Source organism: Streptomyces sp. NPDC014623, from assembly GCF_043088245.1.
GTDB lineage: Bacteria > Actinomycetota > Actinomycetes > Streptomycetales > Streptomycetaceae > Streptomyces.
This window is the reverse complement of sequence record NZ_JBIBZU010000006.1, coordinates 226,431-249,060: the sequence shown is the minus strand read 5'-3', so window position 1 is coordinate 249,060 and position 22,630 is coordinate 226,431. Positions and strand designations below refer to the sequence as shown.

The window sequence follows — 22,630 nt, the reverse complement described above, 5'->3', positions numbered from 1 at the left end:
GCCGAAGGGGCCGCCCGCACCACGGATGGCGGACGGCCCCTTCGATGACGTACCCGCGCTAGGAGGCCTTGGCCTTCTCGCCGGTCTTGCTCTTGTCGCCGTCGGCCTTGGCCACGACCGGCGCGGGGCTCGGCTTGGCCGCCTCGTAGAACTCCTCACGCGGAGTCTCCATGGCGCCGAGCGAGACGACCTCGCGCTTCAGGAACATCGCCAGCGTCCAGTCCGCGAAGATCCGGATCTTGCGGTTCCAGGTCGGCATGGCCATGCCGTGGTAGCCACGGTGCATGTACCAGGCGAGACGTCCCTTGAGCTTGATCTTCACCTTGCCCATGACGATCATCGCGACGCCCTTGTGCAGGCCGAGCCCGGCGACCGCACCCTTGTTGGCGTGGCTGTACTCCTTCTGCGGGAAGCCCCGCATACCGGAGATGACGTTGTCACCGAGGACCTTGGCCTGACGCAGCGCGTGCTGGGCGTTCGGCGGGCACCAGGCGTTCGGGTTGCCCGCGCGACGGCCGACCATGTCCGGCACCTGGGCGTTGTCGCCCGCGGCCCAGACGTAGTCGGTGCCCTGCACCTGGAGCTTCTCGGAGGTGTCCACGTGGCCACGCGGGCCGAGCGGCAGGCCGAAGCGGGCCAGCGCCGGGTTCGGCTTCACGCCGGCCGTCCACACGATCGTGCTGGAGTCGACCTCCAGGCCGTTCTTCAGCACCACGTGGCCGTCGACGCAGGAATCCATGGAGGTCGAGAGGTAGACCTCGACACCGCGGCTCTCCAGGTGCTCCTTGCCGTACGCACCCAGCTTCGGGCCGACCTCGGGAAGGATCTTGTCGGCGGCGTCGACCAGGATGAAGCGCATGTCCTCGCGCTTCACGCTCGTGTAGTACTTCGCCGCGTCGCGGGCCATGTCCTCGACCTCGCCGATGGTCTCCGCACCGGCGAAGCCGCCGCCCACGAAGACGAACGTCAGCGCCTTGCGGCGGACGTCCTCATCGGTCGTCGAGTCGGCCTTGTCCAGCTGCTCGAGGACGTGGTTGCGCAGACCGATGGACTCCTCGATGCCCTTCATACCGATGCCCTGCTCGGCGAGGCCGGGAATCGGGAAGGTGCGGGAGACCGCGCCCATCGCGATGACCAGGTAGTCGAAGGGCAGCTCGTAGGCCTCGCCGACGAGTGGCGCGACCGTGGCGACCTTGCGGTCCTGATCGATGGTCGTGACACGGCCGGTGAGAACCTCCGCCTTGGGCAGTACGCGTCGCAGCGGGACGACGACATGCCGAGGCGAGATGCTGCCGGCAGCAGCTTCGGGGAGGAAGGGCTGGTACGTCATGTACGAGCGCGGGTCGACGACCGTGACGGTCGCCTCTCCATACCGCATCTTCTTCAGAATGCGACGAGCTGCGTACAGGCCTACGTACCCACCGCCTACAACGAGGATCCTGGGACGCTCCGTGGTGCTCATGCCATCGAGTATCCACCCCCCTCGGGGGCCATGCTCGTGAGCCCCTTCACAAGGTATGCGCCACCCTCTGCTACACTTCGCCGCCCACGTGACCCAGGTCATGGTGGGAACGGGGAACCACGACGCCCCGGCGAACGTTGTTCACCACTTGTGAGCTGGCCCTTGTGCCGTCGGCCGGGAGGAACCACCCGCCCGGTACACATCCCCGCCACGCTCCCGCAACACCCCTGCGGCACCATCGCGCGGGCCTGCGGGCGGCCCGCGCGGCTCCCCCGGGGAAGAACTTCGCCCGGCGGGGCCGAATTCCTTGTGAAGAAGTTCACGAACTTTCCGGCGGCGCTGCGCGAAAGGCCTCCCCGGACGGGTCCGGAGAGGCCTTCGCGGGCTCAGAAGTGCAGGCGGGAAAGCGTCTGAGCGGCATCTCACCGCGTCCGCGCCGACGCTGTGATCAGGCGGCCGACCAGGCGATCCCGTCGAGGATGTCGTGTTCGCTGACCACGACCTCACGGGCCCCGGTCCGCTCCATCACGGCGAGCAGGACGAGCGCCCCCGAAGTGATCACGTCGACCCGGCCCGGGTGTATCACGGGGATCGCCGCGCGCTCCTCGTGCGTCGACGCGAGCAGCCGGGCGGTGATCTCCCGGACCTGCTCCACGGAGACCCGGGAGTGGTGGATCGCCTCGGAGTCGTACTCCTCAAGCCCCAACGCCATCGCGGCGACGGTGGTGACCGTCCCGGCCAGGCCGACGAGCGTCGCCGCCGAAGAGATCGGCACGGTCTCCTCGGCCAGGTCCAGGGCGGCCTCGACGTCCGACCGGATCGCGGCGGCCCGTTCGGGCGTGACCGGATCCACGACGGCCCCGTCCAGGACCAGATGACGCTCGGTCATGCGTACGCAGCCGATGTCCACGGACCGGGCGGCGCGGACGTGGTCGTCGCCGACGACGAACTCGGTGGAGCCCCCGCCGATGTCCACGACGAGATACGGCTTCTCCAGGTGGTCGCCGCCCGCCAGTTCCCTGGTGGCCCCGTCGAAGGAGAGCTGTGCCTCCTGGTCACCGGTGACGACCTCGGGCTCGACGCCCAGGATGTCCAGGACGCCCCGGACGAACGTGCCGCTGTTCTCCGCGTCGCGGGAGGCCGACGTGGCGACGAACCGGAGCCGTTCGGCGCCGAGTTCCTTGACCGCGCCCGCGTACTCCCGGCAGGCCTCGAAGGTGCGCTCGAGCGCCTCGGGGGCCAGCCGGCCGGTCCGGTCGACCCCCTGGCCGAGCCGGACGATCCGCATCCGGCGGTCGATCTCCTCGAATTCCCCGGTGGCGGGGTCCACGTCCGCGACGAGCAGACGGATCGAGTTGGTACCGCAGTCGATGGCGGCAACGCGGGTCATGGGGCTCCTGTGGTTGTACGGGTACCGCGCGGGGTCAGGACGCGTCGGGGCCGGCGTCGGAGCCGCACGGCGTGACGCACGGGCCCTTCGCCCACCACTGCGGCAGCATCGCGATCGCCTCGTCACCCAGCGGGTTCACTCCGGGGCCGGCCGCCAGCGAGTGACCGACCAGGACGTGCAGGCACTTCACCCGGTCGGGCATGCCGCCCGCGCTCGGGAAGCCCTCCAGGACCTCGATGGCGTCACGCCGCGCGAGGTAGTCCTCGTGCGCGGCCCGGTAGGCGGCCGCCAGCTCCGGGTCCGTCGTGAGCCGTTCGGTCATCTCCTTCATGACCCCGTTGGCCTCCAGCGTGCCGATCGCGGACGCGGCGCGCGGGCAGGTCAGGTAATACGTCGTCGGGAACGGCGTGCCGTCCTCCAGACGGGGCTGTGTCTCGACCACGTCCGGGTTGCCGCACGGGCAGCGGTGCGCGATGGCACGCAGACCGCGCGGCGGCCGGCCGAGCTGCAGCTCGAACGCGGCGATGTCCGCATCGGTGGGTGTGGTGGATTCGGTCTGCGGAGGGGGCGTGTCCATGCCTGCCTTGAATGTCATCGGTCGGACTGGGTGAATCGGTGCGGGGAGAGTACCGGAGAGGTCCGGAGCGCCACGGATCCCGGTGCACGGCCGGGGTCATTCGCGGTCCGCGCTGTCGACCCCGTCCCAGAGGTTCGAGTACCAGGGCCGCTCCGTCGCCCCCGGCTCGCCCCGGCGCACCTCGGCCGCCTCCGGGTCGATCACCGTATAGGCGGTCTCGCCCGGCAGCACGTAGTGGAGGTGCTGGCGTGCGAGGCGACGGATGTACGCGTCGTCCTCGAGCCGCGCCTTCTCGTCGCGCAGCTCCTCGGTCCGTGCGCGCGCCTTCTGCGAGAGCCTCTCCTGCTCGGCGATCTGGTCGCGCTGGGAGATGTACTGCCGCATGGGATACGCGAGGGCCACGACCAGGGAGCAGACGATCAGCGCGAGGAACGCGGCCCGGCCGGTGAGCCGGGAACGGCGGGCCTGGCGCCGGTTCTGGGACCGGTAGACGCGGGCCGCCGTCTGCTCCCCCAGCAGTCGCAGCCTGGTCGCGGTGGAGAACCGGTCGCGGTTCTTCCCGGCCATGTCTCACGCCTCCCCGTTACGCACGTCCGTCCCCGCACACGGTACGGGACCGGATGCGGGGACGGACGGAGGCTGGTGCTCCGGACCCGGGCTGTCAGCCCTCGAAGCGGAACCGCGGGAACGCCGAACGTCCGGCGTAGACCGCTGCGTCGTCGAGGATCTCCTCGATGCGCAGCAGCTGGTTGTACTTGGCGACGCGGTCCGAGCGGGCCGGGGCGCCGGTCTTGATCTGACCGCAGTTCACGGCGACGGCGAGGTCGGCGATCGTGACGTCCTCGGTCTCACCGGAACGGTGGGACATCATGCACTTGAAGCCGTTGCGCTGGGCCAGCTCGACGGCGTCCAGGGTCTCGGTCAGCGAACCGATCTGGTTGACCTTGACGAGCAGGGCGTTGGCCGAGCCCTCCTCGATGCCGCGGGCGAGGCGCTCGGGGTTGGTGACGAACAGGTCGTCACCGACGATCTGCACCCTGGAGCCGAGCTTGTCGGTGATGACCTTCCAGCCCGCCCAGTCGTCCTCGTACAGCGGGTCCTCGATGGAGACCAGCGGGTACGCGGAGACGAGCTCCTCGTAGTACTCGGTCATCTCGGCTGCCGAGCGGGACTTGCCCTCGAACTCGTAGACGCCGTCCTTGTAGAACTCGGACGCGGCGACGTCGAGGGCGAGCGCGATGTCGCGGCCCGGGACGTAACCGGCCTCCTTGACGGCCTCGATGATGAGGTCGAGGGCGGCGCGGTTGGACTCGAGGTTGGGGGCGAAGCCGCCCTCGTCACCGAGACCGGTGGACAGGCCCTTGGTCTTCAGGACCTTCTTCAGGGTGTGGTAGATCTCCGCGCCCCAGCGAAGGGCCTCGGAGAAGGACTCGGCGCCGATCGGCGCGATCATGAACTCCTGGATGTCCACGTTGGAGTCGGCGTGCGAGCCGCCGTTCAGGATGTTCATCATCGGAACGGGCAGCAGGTGCGCGTTCGGGCCGCCGAGGTAGCGGAACAGGGGGAGGTCGGAGGCCTCGGACGCCGCGTGCGCCACGGCCAGCGAGACGCCGAGGATGGCGTTGGCGCCGAGGGAGCCCTTGTTCTCGGTCGCGTCCAGGTCGAACATCGCCTGGTCGATGAGGCGCTGCTCGGTGGCGTCGTAGCCGACGAGCTCCGGGCCGATCTGCTCGATCACGGCGAGAACGGCCTTCTCGACGCCCTTGCCGTGGTAGCGGTTGGGGTCACCGTCGCGAAGCTCGATGGCCTCGAACGCACCGGTGGAGGCGCCGGACGGAACGGCAGCACGTCCCGTGCTGCCGTCGTCGAGGCCAACCTCGACCTCGACCGTGGGGTTACCCCGGGAGTCGAGGATTTCCCTGGCTACGACGACGTCGATGGACGGCACGAGGCATCTCCTTCTGGGATCTGACACTGGTTGTGCAGGGTCACTGTGGCCTTGCGCCACGAGCCTAACCGGCTCGGCCCGCTCCGTCGGCCGTCCGCCCGCCCCCTGGGACGAAAAAGCACCCAAGAACCTGCATTACGGGCAAAGCTCCAGAATTCTACTGGCAAGTAACTACAAGAACCGAACGCTCGCCCTCCCCGGCGAGCCCGCGTCCGGCACTCCGCCGGGGAGTACCGGACACGCCACGGCCCGGCGCGCGGGGGGCCGGCGCGCCGGGCCGGGCCTCCGGGGCGGAGGAGGGCCCCGGTCCGTCTCCGGCTACTTCAGGTGGAGCTGCTGACCCGGGAAGATCAGGTCGGCCCGGTCGACGATGTCGTCGTTCAGCTCGAACAGCTTCTCCCAGCCGCCCTTGACCTTCTTCGCGTCAGCGATCTTGCTGAGGGTGTCGCCGGCCTTCACCTCGTACTCGCCGTCGCCCTTCTCGACCTTGCCGCCGGTCGGGGTGGTGACGGTCTCCTCGGGAGCCGTGCGCTTCTCGCTGCGCGTGGTGGGCTGCTCGGCCTTGCGCTCCGGCGCGGCCTGCGGGGCCGTGTCGCCGTTCTTCTCCGAGCCGGTGTCGACACCCGGGTCCACACCGTCGTCCGTCAGGCCGCCGGCGCCCGCACAGGCCCAGGCACCCGGGCCCTGCAGGTCGAGGAGCTTCTCCGCGGCGGCTATCTGCTGACCCTTGCTGGCCAGGTCGGCGCGGGCGGCGTACTGCGTGCCGCCGGCCGCCGCCCAGCTGGACTGCGAGAACTGCAGACCGCCGTAGTAACCGTTGCCGGTGTTGATGGACCAGTTGCCGCCGGACTCGCACTGGGCGACGGCGTCCCAGGTGTCCACGGAGGCGGCGGAGGCGCCGGTCGCACCCATGAGCGGCACGGCGACGGCAGCACCGGTGACACCGGCCAGGGTCGCGATACGGACGGCCTTGGACGGGCGGCGGTGCTTGCCCTTGCTGGAAAGCAGCATGGTTCTCCTCACCGACGCCTACGAGGTGAGCTGTCGGGTTCGGACTGTGAGCTGCCCGGCCTCCCGCATGCACGGAAGACTTCACCCCAAGCCGTACCTTCGCCCGTCTTCCGACGGCCGGGTCCGGCACTTACCTGGGTCCCCCGCTCCTGCCTACGGCGCTTTACGCGTCGGTTCCCTTCGGCCGACGGCAGGATTCGGCGTGACGGTCGAAGGTGCCCGCGGTGCGAGCGGCTCCGACCGTAATCACACCCAACCCCTACATTCAAAGGCGGACATAACGGCCAATCAGCGCGTAACGATCAAGCGCGCCGGGTCGTTCTCGCAGGTCGGAGCAGATATGGACGGACCGGGCACGCGGGATGCGCCGACTGAAGCAAAGAGACCCATGTCTCACTTACGCATAAGTGGACATAGGCCTCTGAACTACCCGTGCTTTCGGGGCGTTTTCCCGCTTTCGATCAGTTGGCGGTGGTCTCCGCCAGGGTGTCCTGCACGACCGCACCGATGCCGAGCTCCAGGTTCTGGCCGGGAAGGATCAGGTCCGGGTCGGAGCCCAGCTCGTCCTTGTTGGTCTCGTAGAGCGCGGTCCAGCCGCCGGGGAGCTCCTGCGCGTCGGCGATCGCCCAGAGACTGTCACCCTCGCGGACGGTGTACGCCTCCTCCGCACCCTGACGCGCCCCGGAGTCACCGCGCGAGGCGTGACGGCCGGATTCACGTCCGTCCTCCAGTTCCGGTCCGGCGCTCGCCTCGGGGGCCGGCGTGCCGCGGTGCTTTCCGCCCTTCGCCCCGTCCCCCTTCTCCGCACCGGACGCACCGGACGTCTCGGGGGTTCCGGAGGTTCCGGGGGACGGAGTGGCGGACGGCGAAGCGCCTGTCTCGTCACCCTTCTCCGTGGTGCCGTCGGACACGTTCCCGCGCGCGTCGTCCTTCGCGCCGGAACCGGCCGGGGCCTCGAGGCCGTCCGCCGGCTCCGGGGCTTCGGCCGAGGGGGTCCCGGACGGGGTCGCGGCCTCCGAGGGCTCGGCGGACGGCTCCCCGCCCGGGTCGACGCCCGGCAGCGTCCCGTCCGGGGCAAGCCCGGAGATCACGGCGCAACTGGCCCAGGCCTGCGGGCCCTCGGCGTCCAGCACCTTCTCCGCGACCGCTATCTGCTGCGAACGGCTCGCGAGGTCGGCGCGGGCGGCGTACGCCGTGCCGCCGTAGGCCGCCCAGTCGTCCTGCGAGAACTGCAGGCCGCCGTAGTAGCCGTTGCCGAGGTCGGCGCTCCACATGCCGCCGCTCTCGCATTCGGCGACCCGGTCCCAGGTCGACGCCTCCGCGGCTTGCGCACCCCCCGCACCGAGCAGCGGGATGGCGATGGCCGATCCCGTGACGCCTGCGGCGACGACGATGGCGGGTGCCTGACGAGGGCGACGGTGTCTGCCGGTCGCGGAGCCCATGGGTTTGCCTTCCGTGTGACTGACTTGTGACGGGTGAGTCGAACGGTGAACCTAGCCCTACTCGAACGTGTGTCACAAGTCGATGCAGCGGAGATCACGTGAAAGTCACGGAGTTGACAGGCTGTCATTCTTTCCGGCCGGATGCCCGGGAGCGAAGTCCACGGGAAGCGTGCGCAGTCCACGCATGATGAGCCCGCCACGCCATCGCAAATCGGCGGGTTCCGCAGCGAGCCGCAGGTCGGGGAGGCGCCTCAGCAGCGTCGCCAGTGCCACCTGCCCCTCCAGCCGGGCCAGCGGCGCCCCCAGGCAGTAGTGGATGCCGTGCCCGTATCCCAGGTGCTGATTGTCACTCCGCGCGAGATCCAGGGTGTCCGCGTCCTGGAACCGCTCCGGGTCCCGGTCGGCGGCGGCCAGCACCACGAGAACGGGGTCCCCCGCCGCGATCTCCTGACCTCCCAGCGTCACGGGCTCGGTGGCGTAGCGCCATGTGGCGAGCTCCACCGGTCCGTCGTAGCGCAGCAGTTCCTCGATGCCCGTGGCGAGCAGTTCCGTCTCCCCCGCCGCCAGCGAGCGCTCCAGACGTTCACGCTGGGAGGGATTGCGCAGCAGGGCGTAGGTGCCGTTGCCGATGAGGTTCACGGTCGTCTCGAAACCGGCGAACAGGAGGATGAAGGCCATGGCCGCAGCCTCGTTCTCGCTGAGGTGTTCGCCGTGGTCGCTCGCCCGGATCAGCCCGGAGATCAGGTCGTCACCGGGACTCTCCCTCTTCCGGTGGATGAGCTCGGCGAGATAGCCACGCATCTTCTTGACCGATCTGGCCACCCCGCCGCGCGGCCCCCCACCGTGCCGGATCATCATGCCCGCCCAGTCACGGAAGTCGTCCTGGTCCTCGCGCGGCACACCGAGCAGGTCACAGATCGCGTAGATGGGAAGGGGGAAGGCGAAGTCGTGGATGAGGTCCGCCTTCCCCTCCTCGACGAAGGTGTCGATGAGGCGGTCCGTCAGCTCCTGCACGCGCGGTGCGAACTCCGCGACCCTGCGCGGCGTGAACGCCTTGGACACGAGCCGGCGCAGCCGGGTGTGGTCCGGTGGGTCGATGTTCAGCAGGTGCATCATCAACTCCGCCTTGCGCTCCCCGGGGATGCCGGTCTTGCCCTTGGCGTTCGCGGGCCCCGCGTGGTGGGCCGGGTTCTTGGAGAGCCGGGTGTCGGCGAGGGCCTGCCTGGCATCGGCGTACCGGGTCACCAGCCAGGCCTCGACACCGCTGGGCAGCGCCGTGCGGTGCACGGGGCTGTGCTCGCGGAGCCAGGCGTAGGCGGGGTACGGGTCGGTGGCGAACTCCCAGGTGAAGAGTTCTGGTGCTGCGTCGGGCGCGGAGGCCGTCTCGGGGCTGTCGTTCACTCCTCGACGCTATCCGGAGCGGCACCGGGCCCCTCCGCGGCCCGGATCGCGTCCCGGTAGGCGCGGGCGGCGGCCCGCAGGGCGGCCTCCGGGTCGGTGCCGTCCTCCTCGGCCCGTACGGCGAGGGCGAGCAGCCGGTAGCCGACCCCGTCGCCCTCGGGGAGTGCGACGTCGAGGCCCGCGGTACGGACCCTGCTGCCGAGCTTGGCCGCCAGCGCCAGGCCGGGCTGACCGAGCGGCACCCCGTCGGTGACCGATGCGCGCTGCTTCTCGATCGCCTTCGTCCGCAGCCAGTGCGCGTGGACGTCCTCCGGGGTCTCGGCGGTCTCGTCGCCGAACACGTGCGGGTGCCGGTGGATCAGCTTTTCCACGATCGTGGCCGCGACGTCGTCGATACCGAACGGCTCCTCCTGGTCCTCCTGCGCGATGCGCGCGTGGAAGACGACCTGGAGCAGTACGTCGCCGAGTTCCTCCCGCAGTTCCTCACGGTCGCCGTCCTCGATGGCCTCGACCAGTTCGTAGGCCTCCTCGATGGCGTACTTCGCGAGGCCCTGGTGCGTCTTCTGCGAGGTCCACGGGCATTCGAGCCGGATCCGGTCCATGACCTGGACCAGATCCAGGAGCCGCGCGCCGGGCAGATCGTACGAACCGGGCAGCAGCTCCAGATCCGGCATCTGCACCCGGCCCGAACCACCGAGCCGGGCCAGGCCGTCGGTGAGCCGCTGATCGCCCTCGCCGCCCACCAGCACCACCACGGTCCTGCCGCCCGCGCAGTCGTCCACGAGCTCCTCGGCCGAGGGCGCGGTGTGCTCGACGGCGACGCCCGCCTCCCTCAGATACGGCAGCTGCGGATGGTCCCGCCCGGCGCACAGCACCCGGTCGGCGGCGTGCAGCGTCTGCCAGGCGGGCCAGGACAGCAGGCCTGGGGCGACCCGGTGGCTGGCGGTGAGCAGGACGATACGGCCGGGAGCTTCAGCGTTCACGCCCCCGAACCTACCCCCGGGCGGACGAGGTCAGGCGCCGGCCCCGGGCTCCTGCCCCTGCACGGGGGTGACCTGCTTGATCCACGACGCCTTGTAGGTGCTGAGCTGGACCTTCCGGTCGTCCCAGCTTCCGTAGCGCGGGTTGACGTCGATGCGCAGCGCCTTCGACGCCTCGGTGAGGGCCTGCCCGACGGCCTGCACCCCGGCGGGGCTCTGCAGGTCGGCCTTCAGCGCCCGGGCCAGCTTCTGGAGCTGGACCTCCTGGCGCAGGCTCTCCTCGATCTGGCCGGGCGCCACCCAGCGCTGTTCCAGCATCAGCGTCCGCACTCCCTCGTCACCGCCGGACTGCGCGGCGGCGTCACTGCGGATCTGCTGGATCTCCTTACGGCTGACGCTCACCCCCGCGTCCTTCGCGGCACGGTCCAGGACCCGGCCGAAGATGAGACCGGACAGTTTGACCCGGGTCAGCTGGCCCGACTTCGTCACCAGTTCCTGGGACCGTTCCGAGTCCTGCTGGGCGCTGCGCACATCGGCTGCCTGCGCCTGGACCGTGGCCACGTCGATCCGGTCCCCGCCCACCACGGCCGCGGCACCCGGGTGGGCCTCGCCGCCACAGGCGGTCAGGAGCGGTGCCGCGACGAGCGTGGCGGCGGAAAGGGCGAGCGCGGTGCGACGTCGGCGGTGCAAAGGAGCCTCCCGGGGAGAGTTTGTGCATCAGTGCACAAAGCCTTGCGGTGATCGATGTTAGGCAGTGGACGTGATTCGGGCCACTGCTTCGACCAACGATTTCCGGACCGGTCGGTGCGGGGGGCGGGGAGGAATCTCCTGCGGCTCGCCTCTCGGCCGTCGCCCGTCCTCCACCGAACCGCGTACTTCCTGGTGGTGGGTCAGTTGCCGGCGGAGTTCCGTGGGGAGCGGGTGGTGGGGGCCGTAGGCGCGTTCCGTGTCGTACAGGAGGCCCTGCAACTGTGCGCGGCCCGCCGTGTGGTCGCCCATGCCGAGCAGGAGGTGGCCGATCCGGTGGCGGATGCCGAAGGCACGGCCGGGGCCGGAGGAGGCCGCGTAACCGTTCTCGTAGAGGGGAAGGACGGCGCGGTACTCGACGAGGGCGGCGGCAGCCTCGCCGAGCTGTTCCAGGCACTGGGCGGCGTCGTGACGGAACTGCAGGGTCTGCGGGTCCGCGGGGCCCGCCTCCGCCGCACGGTCGTCGGCGAGGCGGCGGAGTTCCGGGAGGGCGCGGCGGTACTGGCCGTCGTCCATCGGCGTCGCCGCGTACTGCTTGCGCAGGATCCGTACGACCGGCGAGTGTTCGCCGCGCTCCGCGGCGGCGGCCGGCAGGATCCCCCCGAGGATGTCGACGGCCTGGGTGATGCGGCCCTCGCCGAGCAGCCTCTTCACCTCGTCGACGGCCCGCGCCACGTCGGGCCGGTCGCTCGGCGAGCGTAGTGATCTTCAGGTCCATGCGGTCACGGCAGGCGCCGCCCGGTCCCGGTTCACACAGAGCCGGCGACGAGCACCCCCGTCGGCACGAGGGTGAGCAGCGCACCGGCCGTCCAGTACACATGCGGCGCCAGCGCGGTCCTGCGCCGCGCCCAGTCGTTGGCGAGCCACCAGATGACGCCGAACACCGCCACCACGAACACGACGATGACCAGCCACAGCTGCATGCCGTCGTTCTCGGTCGGTTCACGGGAGGTCCAGCCGGCGTCCGCGAGCGGTCCGTTCGACAGGTAGTACCAGATCAGCCAGACAGGTACGACGCCCGGCACCCCGAGCAGCACGTTCATCCCCGCGGCCGTCAGCCGCCACTTCCACATGCGCCCAGTATTCACGTCGGCGGTACGGATCCCGTCAGCGCGCGGGCGCTTCGGTCGGGCTGCCGCCGACGGGCAGCTTCCGGTCCGGGCAGCCGGACAGCACCTCGGTCATGGCGGCCTTCTCGGCCGCCGTCACCCACAGCCCGTACTTGGCCTTCACCGCCACCTGGCCCGCCACGTACGTGCAGCGGTACGCCTTGTTGGGCGGAAGCCAGGTCGCGGTGTCCCCGTCCCCCTTGCGGCGGTTGGCGGACGAATCGGCGGCCACCAGATTGAGCTCGTCGTTGGCGAAGGCCCGCCGCTTGCCGGCGCTCCACTGCTGGGCGCCCTTCTGCCACGCGTCGGACAGGGCGACGAGGTGGTCTATGTCCACCTTGCTGCGGCCCCGCACGAACGTGATGCGGGTGCCGGTGTACGGATCGGGGTCGAGGACCCCGCTGAGCACCTTGCAGCCGTCCGCGTCCCGCGCGACACCGGTCAGCTGATCCGCCAGTACGTCGTCCCGGGTGCCGCACCCGTTGCGGTCGGTGTCCGCCCAGGCGGACCCGAACGCGTCCCGGTCGTACCCCGTCCTCGGCGCACGGCCCTTCACCGTGAGCTCCTCGGCGGCCCGGAGCGCCGTACCGCCGGCGGCCGGGGGGCCGGGCGGATCACTCAGGGCGTCGCAGCCGGTCAGGGCGAGCGATCCGGTCAGGGCCAGCGTCAGCAACGGGGCCAGGCGATAACGGTGCGGGCGGCGTACGGCAGGAAGAGGCGTCACAGCGGTCAGCGTAGGCGCCGCACGCCGTTCAGACCTTCCCGATGCCCAGCGTCGTCTCGGAAGGCAGGAGCCCGGAGCCGATCGCCTCCACCCACAGCGGGCCCAGCAACTCCACCAGACGCTCCCGCCGTTCCGCCCCGAGCGCCGCCCAGGGGCCCGACGCGGCTTCGTCCGTCCGCCGCTCCACCTGCGCCCGCAGCGCCCGCCCGGCCTCGGTGGCGGCCCCGTCCGCCCTCACCAACCCCCGGCCGGCCAGCCGGGCCCGGCCCCCTTCCCACTCGGCCGCGCTCCAGCCCCGGCTCGCGAACACCTCGGGCGGGGCCGCACCGACCGCCGCGAAGGACACCAGTGACTCCACCGGGTCCAGCCCCGCCGCGGCCAGCGCCGCGACGTGCCCGTCCCCCCGGTGCTCCCGCAGCACCGTGGCGGCCTGCCACAGCACCAGATGCGGCGCCTCGGGCCAGGGCAGGGCCGCGTTGGCCCCGGCGAGCGGCCGGCCCGTGACGTCCGCCGCCTCGGCAGCCCGGCGTGCCAGGGCGGCGGCCTCGGCGAACTCCGCCCCTTCCACCCGGGCACCGAACAGCGCCCGGTACGCCCGGTCGACGGCCCTCGTGCGCGCCGCGAGCACCTCCCGCGGCTCCGCCACGTCCCAGGCCGCGGGGACGTACCGGGCGACCATGGCCGGGCTGAAGCTGTGGAACACGGCCGTCACCCGGTCCGCGTCCACCGCCCCCAGAGGCGCCCCGCGCCACGCGAAGTAACCGGGCCAGCGCTCGTCCGTGGCGTACCCGAGAGCGGCGGCCTCCCCGGTCACCTGCGGGGCGTAGTGGAAGACGGCGTGCAGCGGCTCCAGCAGGTGCCACATCTGACGTACGCGTCCCAGTTCGTCGGCCATGACCCGGATCTCCCGTCACCTGAAACTTGTCATCGACTAGATTCCGGATCCAGCATGCGCCCGCCCCTTGAACTTGTCAATGACTAGATCTCGGGTACCGTGGGACCCCATGAGCAGCAGCGAGCGCACCTACCACCACGGCGACCTGCGGAGGGCGGTCCTCGCGGCCGCGCTCGACGTCATCGCGGCCGACGGCCCCGACGCACTCTCCCTGCGTGACCTGGCCCGCCGGGCCGGCGTCTCGCACGCCGCGCCGGCCCACCACTTCAAGGACCGCACCGGTCTGCTCACCGCCGTCGCGGCCGAGGGCTACGCGCTCTTCTCCGACGCCCTGACCGGCGCCCCCGACCTCCAGGAACGGGGCGTGGCCTACGTGCGGTTCGCCGCCGCGCACCCCGCGCACTTCCAGGTGATGTTCCGCCCGGAACTGCACCGCGCCGACGACCCCGCCCTGCTCGCCGCGAAGGCGCGCGCCACCGAGGCACTGCGCACAGGCGTCAGCGCCCTGCCCGGCACGCCCCGGGGCGAGGACGCCCGCCTCGCCGGCGTCGCCGCCTGGTCCCTGGCCCACGGCTTCGCGACTCTCCTGCTCAGCGGCAACCTCTCCGACGCCCTCGAAGGCCGCGCCCCGGAGGAGGCGTTCCGGACGGCGGCCGGGATGCTCTTCAGGCCCGGCAGCCGTCCGGGCGGCTGACGCCCGGCGAGGCCCCTCGCCCTACGACCCCAGGATCGTCGTGAGGAACTCCCCGGTCCACGAAAGGAGTTCGCGGCCCATCACCGGCTTCCCGCCGATCCGGCCCGCCGTCGGCCGCGGCACCAGGATCTGGCGGGCCCCCGGCTTGATGACCGTCTTCGGGTGCAGCCGCTTCAACCGCAGCTCCTGCGACTCCCGCAGCTCCACCGGCGCGAAGCGGATGTTCGGGCCCTGCAGGACGATCTCGCCCACCCCGCAGGCCCGGGCCAGCATCCGCAGCCCCGCCACCAGCAGCAGGTTCTCCACCGGCTCCGGCAGCTTGCCGTAGCGGTCGGTGAGCTCCTCACGCACCGCCCTGATGTCCTCCTCCGAATTGGCGGAGGCGATCGAGCGGTACGCCTGCAGGCGCAGCCGCTCACCCGGGGCGTAGTCGTGCGGGACGTGCGCGTCGACCGGAAGCTCGATCTTGACCTCCAGCGGCGGCTCCTCCTCGACCCCGCCGTCCACGGCCGCCCGGTAGTCCGCCACGGCCTCACCGACCATCCGGATGTACAGGTCGAAGCCGACACCCGCGATGTGGCCGGACTGCTCACCCCCGAGCAGATTTCCGGCGCCGCGGATCTCCAGGTCCTTCATCGCCACGTACATGCCCGCCCCCATCTCGGTGTGCTGGGCGATGGTCGCCAGACGCTCGTGCGCGGTCTCGGTCAGCGGCTTCTCCGGCGGATACAGGAAGTAGGAGTAGCCCCGGTCCCGGCCGCGGCCGACACGGCCGCGCAGCTGGTGCAGCTGGGAGAGACCGAAGTTGTCGCCGCGCTCCACGATCAGCGTGTTGGCGTTGGAGATGTCGATGCCGGACTCGACGATCGTCGTCGAGACCAGGACGTCGAACCGCTTCTCCCAGAAGTCGACGACGACCTGCTCCAGCTGGCTCTCCCCCATCTGCCCGTGCGCCGTGGCGATCCGCGCCTCGGGCACGATCTCCCGCAGCCGCGCCGCGGCCCGGTCGATGGACTCGACCCGGTTGTGGATGTAGAACACCTGGCCCTCACGCAGGAGCTCACGACGCACGGCCGCGCCGATCTGCTTCTCCTCGTACGGACCGACGAAGGTCAGGACCGGGTGCCGCTCCTCGGGGGGCGTCGTGATCGTCGACATCTCACGGATACCCGTGACGGCCATCTCGAGCGTACGGGGGATGGGCGTCGCCGACATCGTGAGCACGTCCACGTTGGCGCGGAGCTTCTTCAGCTGCTCCTTGTGCTCGACACCGAAGCGCTGCTCCTCGTCCACGATGACCAGGCCCAGGTCCTTGAACTTCGTCTCCGACGAGAACAGCCGGTGCGTGCCGATGACCAGGTCCACGGACCCGTCCTTCAGCCCCTCCAGCGTCGCCTTCGACTCGGTGTCCGACTGGAAGCGGCTCAGCGCCCGCACGTTGACCGGGAACTGGGCGTACCGCTCGGTGAAGGTGCCGAAGTGCTGCTGGACGAGGAGGGTCGTGGGGACGAGGACGGCGACCTGCTTGCCGTCCTGGACCGCCTTGAAGGCCGCGCGCACCGCGATCTCCGTCTTGCCGTACCCGACGTCGCCGCAGATCAGCCGGTCCATCGGGACGGACTTCTCCATGTCCTCCTTGACCTCGGCGATCGTGGACAGCTGGTCGGGCGTCTCCGCGTACGGGAAGGCGTCCTCCAGCTCGCGCTGCCACGGGGTGTCCGGGGCGAAGGCGTGACCGGGGGCGGCCATCCGCGCCGAGTACAGCTTGATCAGGTCGGCGGCGATCTCCTTGACCGCCTTCTTGGCCCGCTGCTTCGTCTTCGTCCAGTCGGCGCCGCCGAGCCGGTGCAGGGTCGGCGCCTCGCCGCCGACGTACTTGGTGACCTGCTCCAGCTGGTCGGTGGGGATGTAGAGGCGGTCCCCGGGCTGGCCGCGCTTGGCGGGGGCGTACTCGACGAGGAGATACTCACGGGTCGCGCCCTGCACGGTGCGCTGGACCATCTCGATGTAGCGGCCGACACCGTGCTGCTCGTGGACGATGAAGTCACCCGCCTGCAGCGTCAGCGGGTCGACGGACTTGCGGCGCCGGGCCGGCATCCGGCCCAGGTCCTTGCTGGCGGTGCGCTGCCCGGTCAGGTCCGTCTCGGTCAGCACGGCCAGTTTCAGCGCCGGGTCGACGAAACCGTGGTCGATGGCTCCGCACGAGACGTGGACGAGCGACGGCGTGAGCTCCGCCAGGTCCTGGTCGAGACGGGCCGCGATGCCCTCGCCGCCGAGCACCTCGACCGTACGGGAGGCGGGTCCCTGCCCCTCGGTGACGTACACCGTGCGCCAGCCGTCGGCGAGCCACCCCTTGGTGTCGGCGAGCGCACGGGCGGTGTCGCCGCGGTACGCCTCGGGGGCGTGCATACCGAGCTTCAGGGTGTCGCCCTCCGGCTCCTCGTCGGCGGCGAACGGGGAGGTGGACCACCACATCATGCCCAGCTCACGGGCCCGGTCCCGGACATCGGCGATGCCCCACAGGGAGGCCGCGCCGACATCGATCGGGGCCTCACCGCCGCCGGCCGTGGCCGCCCAGGACGCCTGGAGGAACTCCTGGCTGGTGGCCACGAGGTCCGCCGCCCTGGTCCGCACCCGCTCCGGGTCGCAGACCAGCGCCATCGAGCCCTTCGGCAGGACGTCGAGCAGCAGCTCCATCTCGTCGACGAGCACCGGGGCGAGGGACTCCATGCCCTCGACGGCGATCCCTTCGGCGATCTTCCCCAGCAGCTCGCCGAGTTCCGGGTGCTCCTCGGCGAGGGCCGCCGCCCGGGCGCGTACGTCCTCGGTGAGCAGCAGCTCACGGCAGGGCGGGGCCCACAGCCCGTGTTCGGCGACCTCCAGGGACCGCTGGTCGGCGATCTTGAAGTAGCGGATCTCCTCGACGTCGTCGCCCCAGAACTCCACCCTCAGGGGGTGCTCCTCGGTCGGCGGGAAGACGTCCAGGATGCCGCCGCGTACGGCGAATTCCCCTCGCTTCTCGACCAGTTCGACACGGGCGTACGCCGCTGCCGCGAGTGCGTCCACGACCTCGCCGAGGTCGGCGGTCTGCCCGCTGCCCAGCGCGACGGGCTCCAGGTCTCCGAGCCCCTTGACCTGCGGCTGGAGCACGGAGCGGACCGGCGCTACGACCACGCTGACCGGCCCGGTCTCCGGGTCGTCCTGCCGGGGGTGCACGAGGCGGCGGAGCACGGCGAGGCGGCGGCCCACGGTGTCCGAACGGGGCGAGAGGCGCTCGTGGGGCAGGGTCTCCCAGGAGGGGAACTCCGCGACCGTGTCGGGAGGCAGGAGGGTCCGCAGCGCGGCCGCCAGATCCTCGGCCTCGCGGCCGGTCGCGGTGACGGCGAGCACCGTACGCCCGGCCTCGCGGGCCAGCGCGGCCACGGCGAAGGGGCGTGCGGCGGGCGGACCGACCAGGTCGACATGGGCCCGGTGGCCGTCGGCGGCGGCCTTCACCGCTTCGGAGAGCGCCGGGTCGGTGACGACGACGTCCAGCAGACCGTGCAGGCTCATGAAGGGATTCCGTCCGGTGTGGCGAGTGAGCAACGCGAAGGGCCCGACACGTGGCACGGGCCGGGGGCTCCAGCGTACGACGCCGGTGTGTCACTCGCGCGAGGGAACGCCGTTGTCCGGACGGCGGCAGCGGGGCTAGCCTTAGTCCAGCATTTAGTCCACTTGTGCCCCTGTGAGGCAGTCATGGAAGCAGCCCGGCAGTACAACGTGCACGAGGCCAAGACCCACTTCTCGCGCATACTGCAGCAGGTCGAGACCGGCGAGGAGGTCGTCATCAGCCGGGCGGGGGAGCCGATCGCGAAGGTCGTGCCGCTTCGGTCCAAGGTCAACCGGACCGACTACGGCGCACTTCGGGGACAGATTCATATCCCTGAGGACTTCGACGAGCTACCCGACGACATCGCCGAAGCGTTCGGGATGCGTGGATGAGGCTTCTTCTCGACACACACGTCGTCCTGTGGTGGCTCAACGCCTCGCCGGAGCTTCCCGAGGAGGTGAGGGAGCTTCTGCGCACCGAGTCCGAGGTCCGTGTCAGCGCTGCCACCCCGTGGGAGATCGCGATCAAGCAGAGCCTCGGAAAACTGGAAGGCACCTCGGACCTCGCCGAGCGCGCCAGAGACATGCAGTTCAGGCCGTTGCCGATCACCGCCGAGCACGGCGTACGCGCCGGCCGTCTCCCCCCGCTCCACCGCGACCCCTTCGACCGCGTCCTCGTCGCCCAGGCCCAGACGGAGGGGCTGACGATCGTCACCCGCGACAAGTGGATCCCCCAGTACGACGTGCCGGTCATGCACGCCTGACGGAGGCGGCGGGACACGAACCGGCCCCGGGGCGTTTGGAGGAACGCCCCGGGGCCGGATCAGTCATCCTACGGCGGGCTCCGTCACCCGTCCGTGGCAATCGCGTTCAGGACGTTCATCCGGCCGGCCCGGAAGGCCGGGACCAGCGCGGCGAACAGTCCGACGAAGGCCGAGGCGACGAACACGGTGAGGATCGTCGGCCACGGGATCTCCAGGACCCCGAGGCCTTCCAGGGCCAGCAGCTTCTGGGCCGAGGTGCCCCAGCCCATGCCCAGGCCGAGTCCGAGCAGCGCGCCGAACAGGGCGATGACCACGGACTCCAGCCGGATCATGCGCCGCAGCTGGCGGCGGGAGAGGCCGATCGCCCGCATCAGGCCGATCTCACGGGTCCGCTCGACCACCGACAGGGCCAGGGTGTTCACCACACCGAGCACCGCGACGACGATCGCCAGGGCGAGCAGGCCGTACACGATGTTCAGCAGCTGGCCGACCTGGTCCTTCAGGTCCTGCTTGAAGTCTGCCTGGTTCTGCACCTTGTACTGGGGGTACGCGGCGAGCGAACTCTTGAGGGCGGCGTACGCCTCCTTCTCCCTGCCCTCCTCCGCCGCCGCGAACATGATCATGTCCTTGGGCATCCTGTCGTCGGCCACATAACGCTCTGCCGTGGTGACGTTGGTGTACATCGCGCCCTGGTCGACGTTCGTGTCGTCCGAGGTGATCGCGGCGACCTCCAGCCTGGCGGTCTCACCGGCCTCGAAGGCGACGGTCAGCTCGTCGCCGACCTCGATCCCGTGCAGCGCGGCGTAGTCCGACCCGACGGACATGGAGTCCGCGCCGTACGCCTTCGACAGGTCACCGGCGGTCGTCTCGCGCCGCAGGTCCTGCGGATACGTCGGGTCGGCGGCGGTGACGTGCTCCTCCGCCGTCGAACCGTCGGGGTTGGTGAGCTTCGCGGCGAGCATCTTGTAGTGCGTGACGTGCTCGATCCCGGGCACCTTCTCGATGGCGTCGGCGGCCTGCGGCACGATCAGCTGACCGGTGTTCGACTGGACGATGAAGTCCGTGCCCACCGACTTGTCGAGCTCGTCGGTGACCGAGGCGACCATGGACGAGCCGACGACCGAGAGGCACGCCACCAGGGCCAGGCCGATCATCAGTGCCGCGCCGGTCGCTCCCGTACGCCGGGGGTTGCGCAGGGCGTTGCGCTCCGCCAGCCGCCCGACCGGGCCGAACAGCCGCAGGACGAGGACGCCGAGCACCCGTACGACCGCTCCGGCGAGCAGCGGGCCGATCACGATGAAGCCGAGGAGGGTGAGGACCACGCCCAGGCCGAGGTAGAGCGAGCCCTCGCCCGCCTCGTCCACCCTGGTCGTCGCCCACAGGCAGCCGGCGCCGACGCCGGTGAGGACCAGCCCGAGTCCGGCCCGGACCCACCCGGACCTGGCGTCCGCCGGGGTGCCGGCGTCCCTCAGCGCGGCCATCGGGGAGACCTTGCCGGCCCGGCGGGCCGGGATGTACGCGGCGAGGACGGTGACGACGATGCCGAGCGCCAGCCCGGTCACCGGTGTCGTCCAGGCGATGGTGAGGTCCTCGGTGGACAGCTCCATCCCGACGGCGCCCATCAGCTTCATCAGCCCGACGGCGAGCCCGATACCGGCCACGACGCCCAGGACCGAGCCGACGATGCCCAGGAGCACCGCCTCGACGAGCACGGACCGGTTGACCTGCTTGCGGCTGGAGCCGATGGCCCGCATCAGGCCGATCTCACGGGTCCGCTGGGCGACCAGCATCGAGAAGGTGTTGACGATCAGGAAGATGCCGACGAGGAAGGCGATCCCGGCGAAGCCGAGCATCGCGTACTTCATGACGTCCAGGAAGGAGCCCATGGAGTCCTTGTTGGCGGCCACGGCCTCGTCCTGGGTCTGCAGCTTGTACGCGGCGCCGTCGCCCAGGGCCGCTGCGACGTTCTTCTTCAACTGGGTGTCACTGACACCGGATTCGGCCGTGACCGAGATGTGGGTGAAGACGCCGGTCGCTCCCAGCAGCTTCTGCTGTGCGGTGGCCGTGTCGAGGAAGACGACGGCCGCGCCCGGATTGGTGACGGTGAAGGCGGCGATGCCGCTGATCCTCGCCTCGACGTCGCCGGTGACCGTGATGGTGCGCAGCTCGTCACCGATCTTCAGGTGGTGTTTCTCCGCGGTGTCCGCGTCGACCATGACCTCGGTCGGGCCGCGCGGAGCGTGCCCGGAGGCGATCTCCATGGAGCGCAGGTCGTTGCGCGTCCAGTTGCCCGCCATCGTCGGGGCGCCGGTCTCGGAGCCCATGTTCTCGTTGCGGCTGTCGACGACCGTGACGGACATGCTCATGACGCCGCCTTCGGCGCCCTTCACTCCGTCGGCCTTCCCGACCTGGGCGAGGGCGGAGGCGGGCAGCGATGCCGGCTTGCCGTTCTCCGGGACGTCGTCGGCGTTCCCGGCGGCCTTCGGGCTCACGGTCACATCGGCCGACGAAGCGGCGAAGAGCTTGTCGAAGGTGGTGTTCATCGTGTCGGTGAAGACGAGCGTGCCGCACACGAACGCCACCGACAGCAGGACGGCGACGGCGGAGAGCGCCATCCGCCCCTTGTGCGCGAGGAAGTTGCGCATCGAGGTCTTCCACACGGTCATGACGTCCGCCCGCGCGCGTCGAAGTCCTTCATCCGGTCGAGCACCTGCTCGGCGGTCGGGTTCAGCATCTCGTCGACGAGGGAGCCGTCCGCCAGGTAGAGGACCCGGTCCGCGTAGGAGGCGGCCACCGGGTCGTGGGTGACCATGACGATGGTCTGGCCGAGCTCGTCCACCGACCTGCGGAGGAAGGACAGCACTTCGGCGCCGGCCCGGGAGTCCAGGTTCCCGGTGGGCTCGTCCCCGAAGATGATCTCGGGCCGGGCCGCGAGCGCCCGGGCCACCGCGACGCGCTGCTGCTGACCGCCGGAGAGCTGTGTGGGCCGGTGCTTGAGCCGGTCGGAGAGGCCGACGGTCTCCACGACCTGCTGCAGCCAGCCGGCATCGGGCTTACGGCCCGCGATGTCCATCGGCAGCGTGATGTTCTCGATCGCGTTGAGCGTCGGCAGCAGGTTGAACGCCTGGAAGATGAAACCGATCCGGTCCCGGCGCAGCCGTGTCAGCTTCTTGTCCTTGAGGCCCGTGATCTCGGTGTCGGCGAGGTGGATCTGCCCCGAGGTCACCGTGTCCAGACCCGCCAGGCAGTGCATCAGCGTCGACTTGCCGGACCCGGACGGGCCCATGATCGCCGTGAACTGCCCACGGACGATGTCCACGTCGACGTGGTCGAGCGCCACGACGCGGGTCTCGCCCGCCCCGTACGCCTTGACGACCTGCCGCGCTCGCGCAGCGACGGCCGTACGCCCTCCAGTGTCCCCGTGCCTGGGAATGGTCACAGCCGTTGTCACGTTTTTTCTCCTATGTCGGCCGATGCGCGGACGTCTCTGTGTACGTTCCGAGTCTCGGGTGGAAGAGGGTTCCGGCGCGCTGGTGCCCGGCGCAGTCTTTCGAGGGGGTTTCCCCCACCCCGGCCCCTGGGGCCGGCCGCATCGGCGAGGTAAGAACACGTTAAAGAAGACGGCCCCCACGTCTCGTCCTCCGGTGGGAGGAACGACCCCTGGGCGCGACTACGGAGCTCCCCCTAGGGGGCCGGGCCCCCGGGACGGGACCTGAGGAGGGTGCTCACCTTCCGGCCTGCGGCTCCCGTACGGGGGTTCCCACCGGTGGAACAGTGCCCTCCGGAAACAGACGCATGGGGAGGGCCTCCGTGGGCGCCATGGACGGCATCGGCGGCACGGACAGCCCGCAGGCGGCGTGCGGTGCGCCGGCGGTCCCGGGCCGCGGCCGACGCCGCA

19 protein-coding genes, 1 pseudogene and 1 riboswitch are annotated in these 22,630 nt (G+C 70.7%); of the genes and pseudogenes, 3 read left to right on the top strand and 17 right to left on the bottom strand.

All coding sequences use genetic code 11. The features are described 5' to 3' along the window. Positions 1-58 precede the first annotated feature (58 nt). The 14 genes and pseudogenes from ACF1FZ_RS13290 to ACF1FZ_RS13225 form a co-directional block, all read right to left on the bottom strand. On the bottom strand, positions 59-1,462 hold the full coding sequence (locus ACF1FZ_RS13290; protein WP_391773477.1) for an NAD(P)/FAD-dependent oxidoreductase: 1,404 nt from the start codon (positions 1,460-1,462) through the stop codon (positions 59-61). A gap of 448 nt (positions 1,463-1,910) precedes the next feature. After that, a complete protein-coding gene (locus ACF1FZ_RS13285; RefSeq protein WP_391773476.1) occupies positions 1,911-2,852 on the bottom strand; it encodes an exopolyphosphatase in 942 nt (313 codons plus the stop codon). Positions 2,853-2,886: 34 nt separating this feature from the next. After that, complete coding sequence (locus ACF1FZ_RS13280) at positions 2,887-3,429, bottom strand: DUF501 domain-containing protein (RefSeq protein WP_391773549.1); 543 nt, start codon at positions 3,427-3,429, stop codon at positions 2,887-2,889. A 96-nt stretch (positions 3,430-3,525) separates the two neighbouring features. Further along, complete coding sequence (locus ACF1FZ_RS13275; protein WP_391773475.1) at positions 3,526-3,996, bottom strand: septum formation initiator family protein; 471 nt, start codon at positions 3,994-3,996, stop codon at positions 3,526-3,528. A 94-nt stretch (positions 3,997-4,090) separates the two neighbouring features. After that, positions 4,091-5,377: a phosphopyruvate hydratase gene (gene eno / locus ACF1FZ_RS13270; protein ID WP_391773474.1), complete on the bottom strand. Its 1,287-nt coding sequence runs from the start codon at positions 5,375-5,377 to the stop codon at positions 4,091-4,093. A gap of 318 nt (positions 5,378-5,695) precedes the next feature. Then, on the bottom strand, positions 5,696-6,388 hold the full coding sequence (locus ACF1FZ_RS13265; RefSeq protein WP_391773473.1) for a transglycosylase family protein: 693 nt from the start codon (positions 6,386-6,388) through the stop codon (positions 5,696-5,698). Continuing rightward, positions 6,389-6,559: riboswitch (cyclic di-AMP (ydaO/yuaA leader) on the bottom strand. Between the two features lie 290 nt (positions 6,560-6,849). Next, positions 6,850-7,830, bottom strand: a complete 981-nt coding sequence (locus ACF1FZ_RS13260) for a transglycosylase family protein (RefSeq protein WP_391773472.1) — start codon at positions 7,828-7,830, stop codon at positions 6,850-6,852. Positions 7,831-7,935: 105 nt separating this feature from the next. Beyond that, complete coding sequence (locus tag ACF1FZ_RS13255) at positions 7,936-9,231, bottom strand: cytochrome P450 (RefSeq protein ID WP_391773471.1); 1,296 nt, start codon at positions 9,229-9,231, stop codon at positions 7,936-7,938. Next, a complete protein-coding gene (locus ACF1FZ_RS13250; protein ID WP_391773470.1) occupies positions 9,228-10,214 on the bottom strand; it encodes a nucleoside triphosphate pyrophosphohydrolase in 987 nt (328 codons plus the stop codon). The genes ACF1FZ_RS13255 and ACF1FZ_RS13250 overlap by 4 nt, the downstream gene beginning before the upstream one ends. Positions 10,215-10,244: 30 nt before the next feature. Further along, positions 10,245-10,901, bottom strand: a complete 657-nt coding sequence (locus ACF1FZ_RS13245; RefSeq protein ID WP_391773469.1) for a SurA N-terminal domain-containing protein — start codon at positions 10,899-10,901, stop codon at positions 10,245-10,247. A 177-nt stretch (positions 10,902-11,078) separates the two neighbouring features. Beyond that, positions 11,079-11,651: pseudogene (locus ACF1FZ_RS13240) on the bottom strand (serine/threonine protein kinase); the annotation flags it as partial. 56 nt (positions 11,652-11,707) lie between these two features. Continuing rightward, positions 11,708-12,031: a hypothetical protein gene (locus ACF1FZ_RS13235; RefSeq protein WP_391773468.1), complete on the bottom strand. Its 324-nt coding sequence runs from the start codon at positions 12,029-12,031 to the stop codon at positions 11,708-11,710. 34 nt (positions 12,032-12,065) lie between these two features. Beyond that, positions 12,066-12,791 carry an HNH endonuclease family protein gene (locus ACF1FZ_RS13230; protein WP_391773467.1) on the bottom strand — a complete coding sequence of 242 codons (726 nt, stop codon included), beginning with the start codon at positions 12,789-12,791 and terminating at the stop codon, positions 12,066-12,068. Positions 12,792-12,819: 28 nt separating this feature from the next. Further along, positions 12,820-13,686 carry a hypothetical protein gene (locus ACF1FZ_RS13225; protein WP_391773466.1) on the bottom strand — a complete coding sequence of 289 codons (867 nt, stop codon included), beginning with the start codon at positions 13,684-13,686 and terminating at the stop codon, positions 12,820-12,822. 109 nt (positions 13,687-13,795) lie between these two features. On the opposite strand from ACF1FZ_RS13225, the gene ACF1FZ_RS13220 reads away from it, so the two are divergent. Next, on the top strand, positions 13,796-14,380 hold the full coding sequence (locus tag ACF1FZ_RS13220) for a TetR/AcrR family transcriptional regulator (RefSeq protein ID WP_391773465.1): 585 nt from the start codon (positions 13,796-13,798) through the stop codon (positions 14,378-14,380). Positions 14,381-14,401: 21 nt separating this feature from the next. Here ACF1FZ_RS13220 and mfd read toward each other — a convergent pair whose 3' ends face one another. Beyond that, a complete protein-coding gene (gene mfd / locus ACF1FZ_RS13215; RefSeq protein ID WP_391773464.1) occupies positions 14,402-17,932 on the bottom strand; it encodes a transcription-repair coupling factor in 3,531 nt (1,176 codons plus the stop codon). A gap of 183 nt (positions 17,933-18,115) precedes the next feature. Here mfd and ACF1FZ_RS13210 point away from each other — a divergent pair, with 183 nt between their 5' ends. Both ACF1FZ_RS13210 and ACF1FZ_RS13205 read left to right on the top strand, forming a co-directional pair. Then, on the top strand, positions 18,116-18,361 hold the full coding sequence (locus ACF1FZ_RS13210; RefSeq protein ID WP_033305134.1) for a type II toxin-antitoxin system Phd/YefM family antitoxin: 246 nt from the start codon (positions 18,116-18,118) through the stop codon (positions 18,359-18,361). Continuing rightward, positions 18,358-18,732 carry a type II toxin-antitoxin system VapC family toxin gene (locus ACF1FZ_RS13205; protein ID WP_391773463.1) on the top strand — a complete coding sequence of 125 codons (375 nt, stop codon included), beginning with the start codon at positions 18,358-18,360 and terminating at the stop codon, positions 18,730-18,732. Before ACF1FZ_RS13210 ends, ACF1FZ_RS13205 begins: the two co-directional genes overlap by 4 nt. Before the next feature lie 83 nt (positions 18,733-18,815). Here the strand turns inward: ACF1FZ_RS13205 and ACF1FZ_RS13200 are convergent, their stop codons facing one another. Beyond that, positions 18,816-21,398: an ABC transporter permease gene (locus ACF1FZ_RS13200; RefSeq protein ID WP_391773462.1), complete on the bottom strand. Its 2,583-nt coding sequence runs from the start codon at positions 21,396-21,398 to the stop codon at positions 18,816-18,818. Then, positions 21,395-22,183, bottom strand: coding sequence for an ABC transporter ATP-binding protein (locus tag ACF1FZ_RS13195; protein WP_391773461.1), 789 nt, complete (start codon positions 22,181-22,183; stop codon positions 21,395-21,397). The genes ACF1FZ_RS13200 and ACF1FZ_RS13195 overlap by 4 nt, the downstream gene beginning before the upstream one ends. Positions 22,184-22,630: the final 447 nt, after the last annotated feature.

Coding starts and splice junctions, on each gene's coding strand:
- ACF1FZ_RS13290 (WP_391773477.1), bottom strand. CDS start 1,462: ATGAGCACCACGGAGCGTCCCAGGATCCTCGTTGTAGGCGGTGGGTAC.
- ACF1FZ_RS13285 (WP_391773476.1), bottom strand. CDS start 2,852: ATGACCCGCGTTGCCGCCATCGACTGCGGTACCAACTCGATCCGTCTG.
- ACF1FZ_RS13280 (WP_391773549.1), bottom strand. CDS start 3,429: ATGGACACGCCCCCTCCGCAGACCGAATCCACCACACCCACCGATGCG.
- ACF1FZ_RS13275 (WP_391773475.1), bottom strand. CDS start 3,996: ATGGCCGGGAAGAACCGCGACCGGTTCTCCACCGCGACCAGGCTGCGA.
- ACF1FZ_RS13265 (WP_391773473.1), bottom strand. CDS start 6,388: ATGCTGCTTTCCAGCAAGGGCAAGCACCGCCGCCCGTCCAAGGCCGTC.
- ACF1FZ_RS13260 (WP_391773472.1), bottom strand. CDS start 7,830: ATGGGCTCCGCGACCGGCAGACACCGTCGCCCTCGTCAGGCACCCGCC.
- ACF1FZ_RS13235 (WP_391773468.1), bottom strand. CDS start 12,031: ATGTGGAAGTGGCGGCTGACGGCCGCGGGGATGAACGTGCTGCTCGGG.
- ACF1FZ_RS13225 (WP_391773466.1), bottom strand. CDS start 13,686: ATGGCCGACGAACTGGGACGCGTACGTCAGATGTGGCACCTGCTGGAG.
- ACF1FZ_RS13220 (WP_391773465.1), top strand. CDS start 13,796: ATGAGCAGCAGCGAGCGCACCTACCACCACGGCGACCTGCGGAGGGCG.
- mfd (WP_391773464.1), bottom strand. CDS start 17,932: ATGAGCCTGCACGGTCTGCTGGACGTCGTCGTCACCGACCCGGCGCTC.
- ACF1FZ_RS13210 (WP_033305134.1), top strand. CDS start 18,116: ATGGAAGCAGCCCGGCAGTACAACGTGCACGAGGCCAAGACCCACTTC.
- ACF1FZ_RS13205 (WP_391773463.1), top strand. CDS start 18,358: ATGAGGCTTCTTCTCGACACACACGTCGTCCTGTGGTGGCTCAACGCC.
- ACF1FZ_RS13200 (WP_391773462.1), bottom strand. CDS start 21,398: ATGACCGTGTGGAAGACCTCGATGCGCAACTTCCTCGCGCACAAGGGG.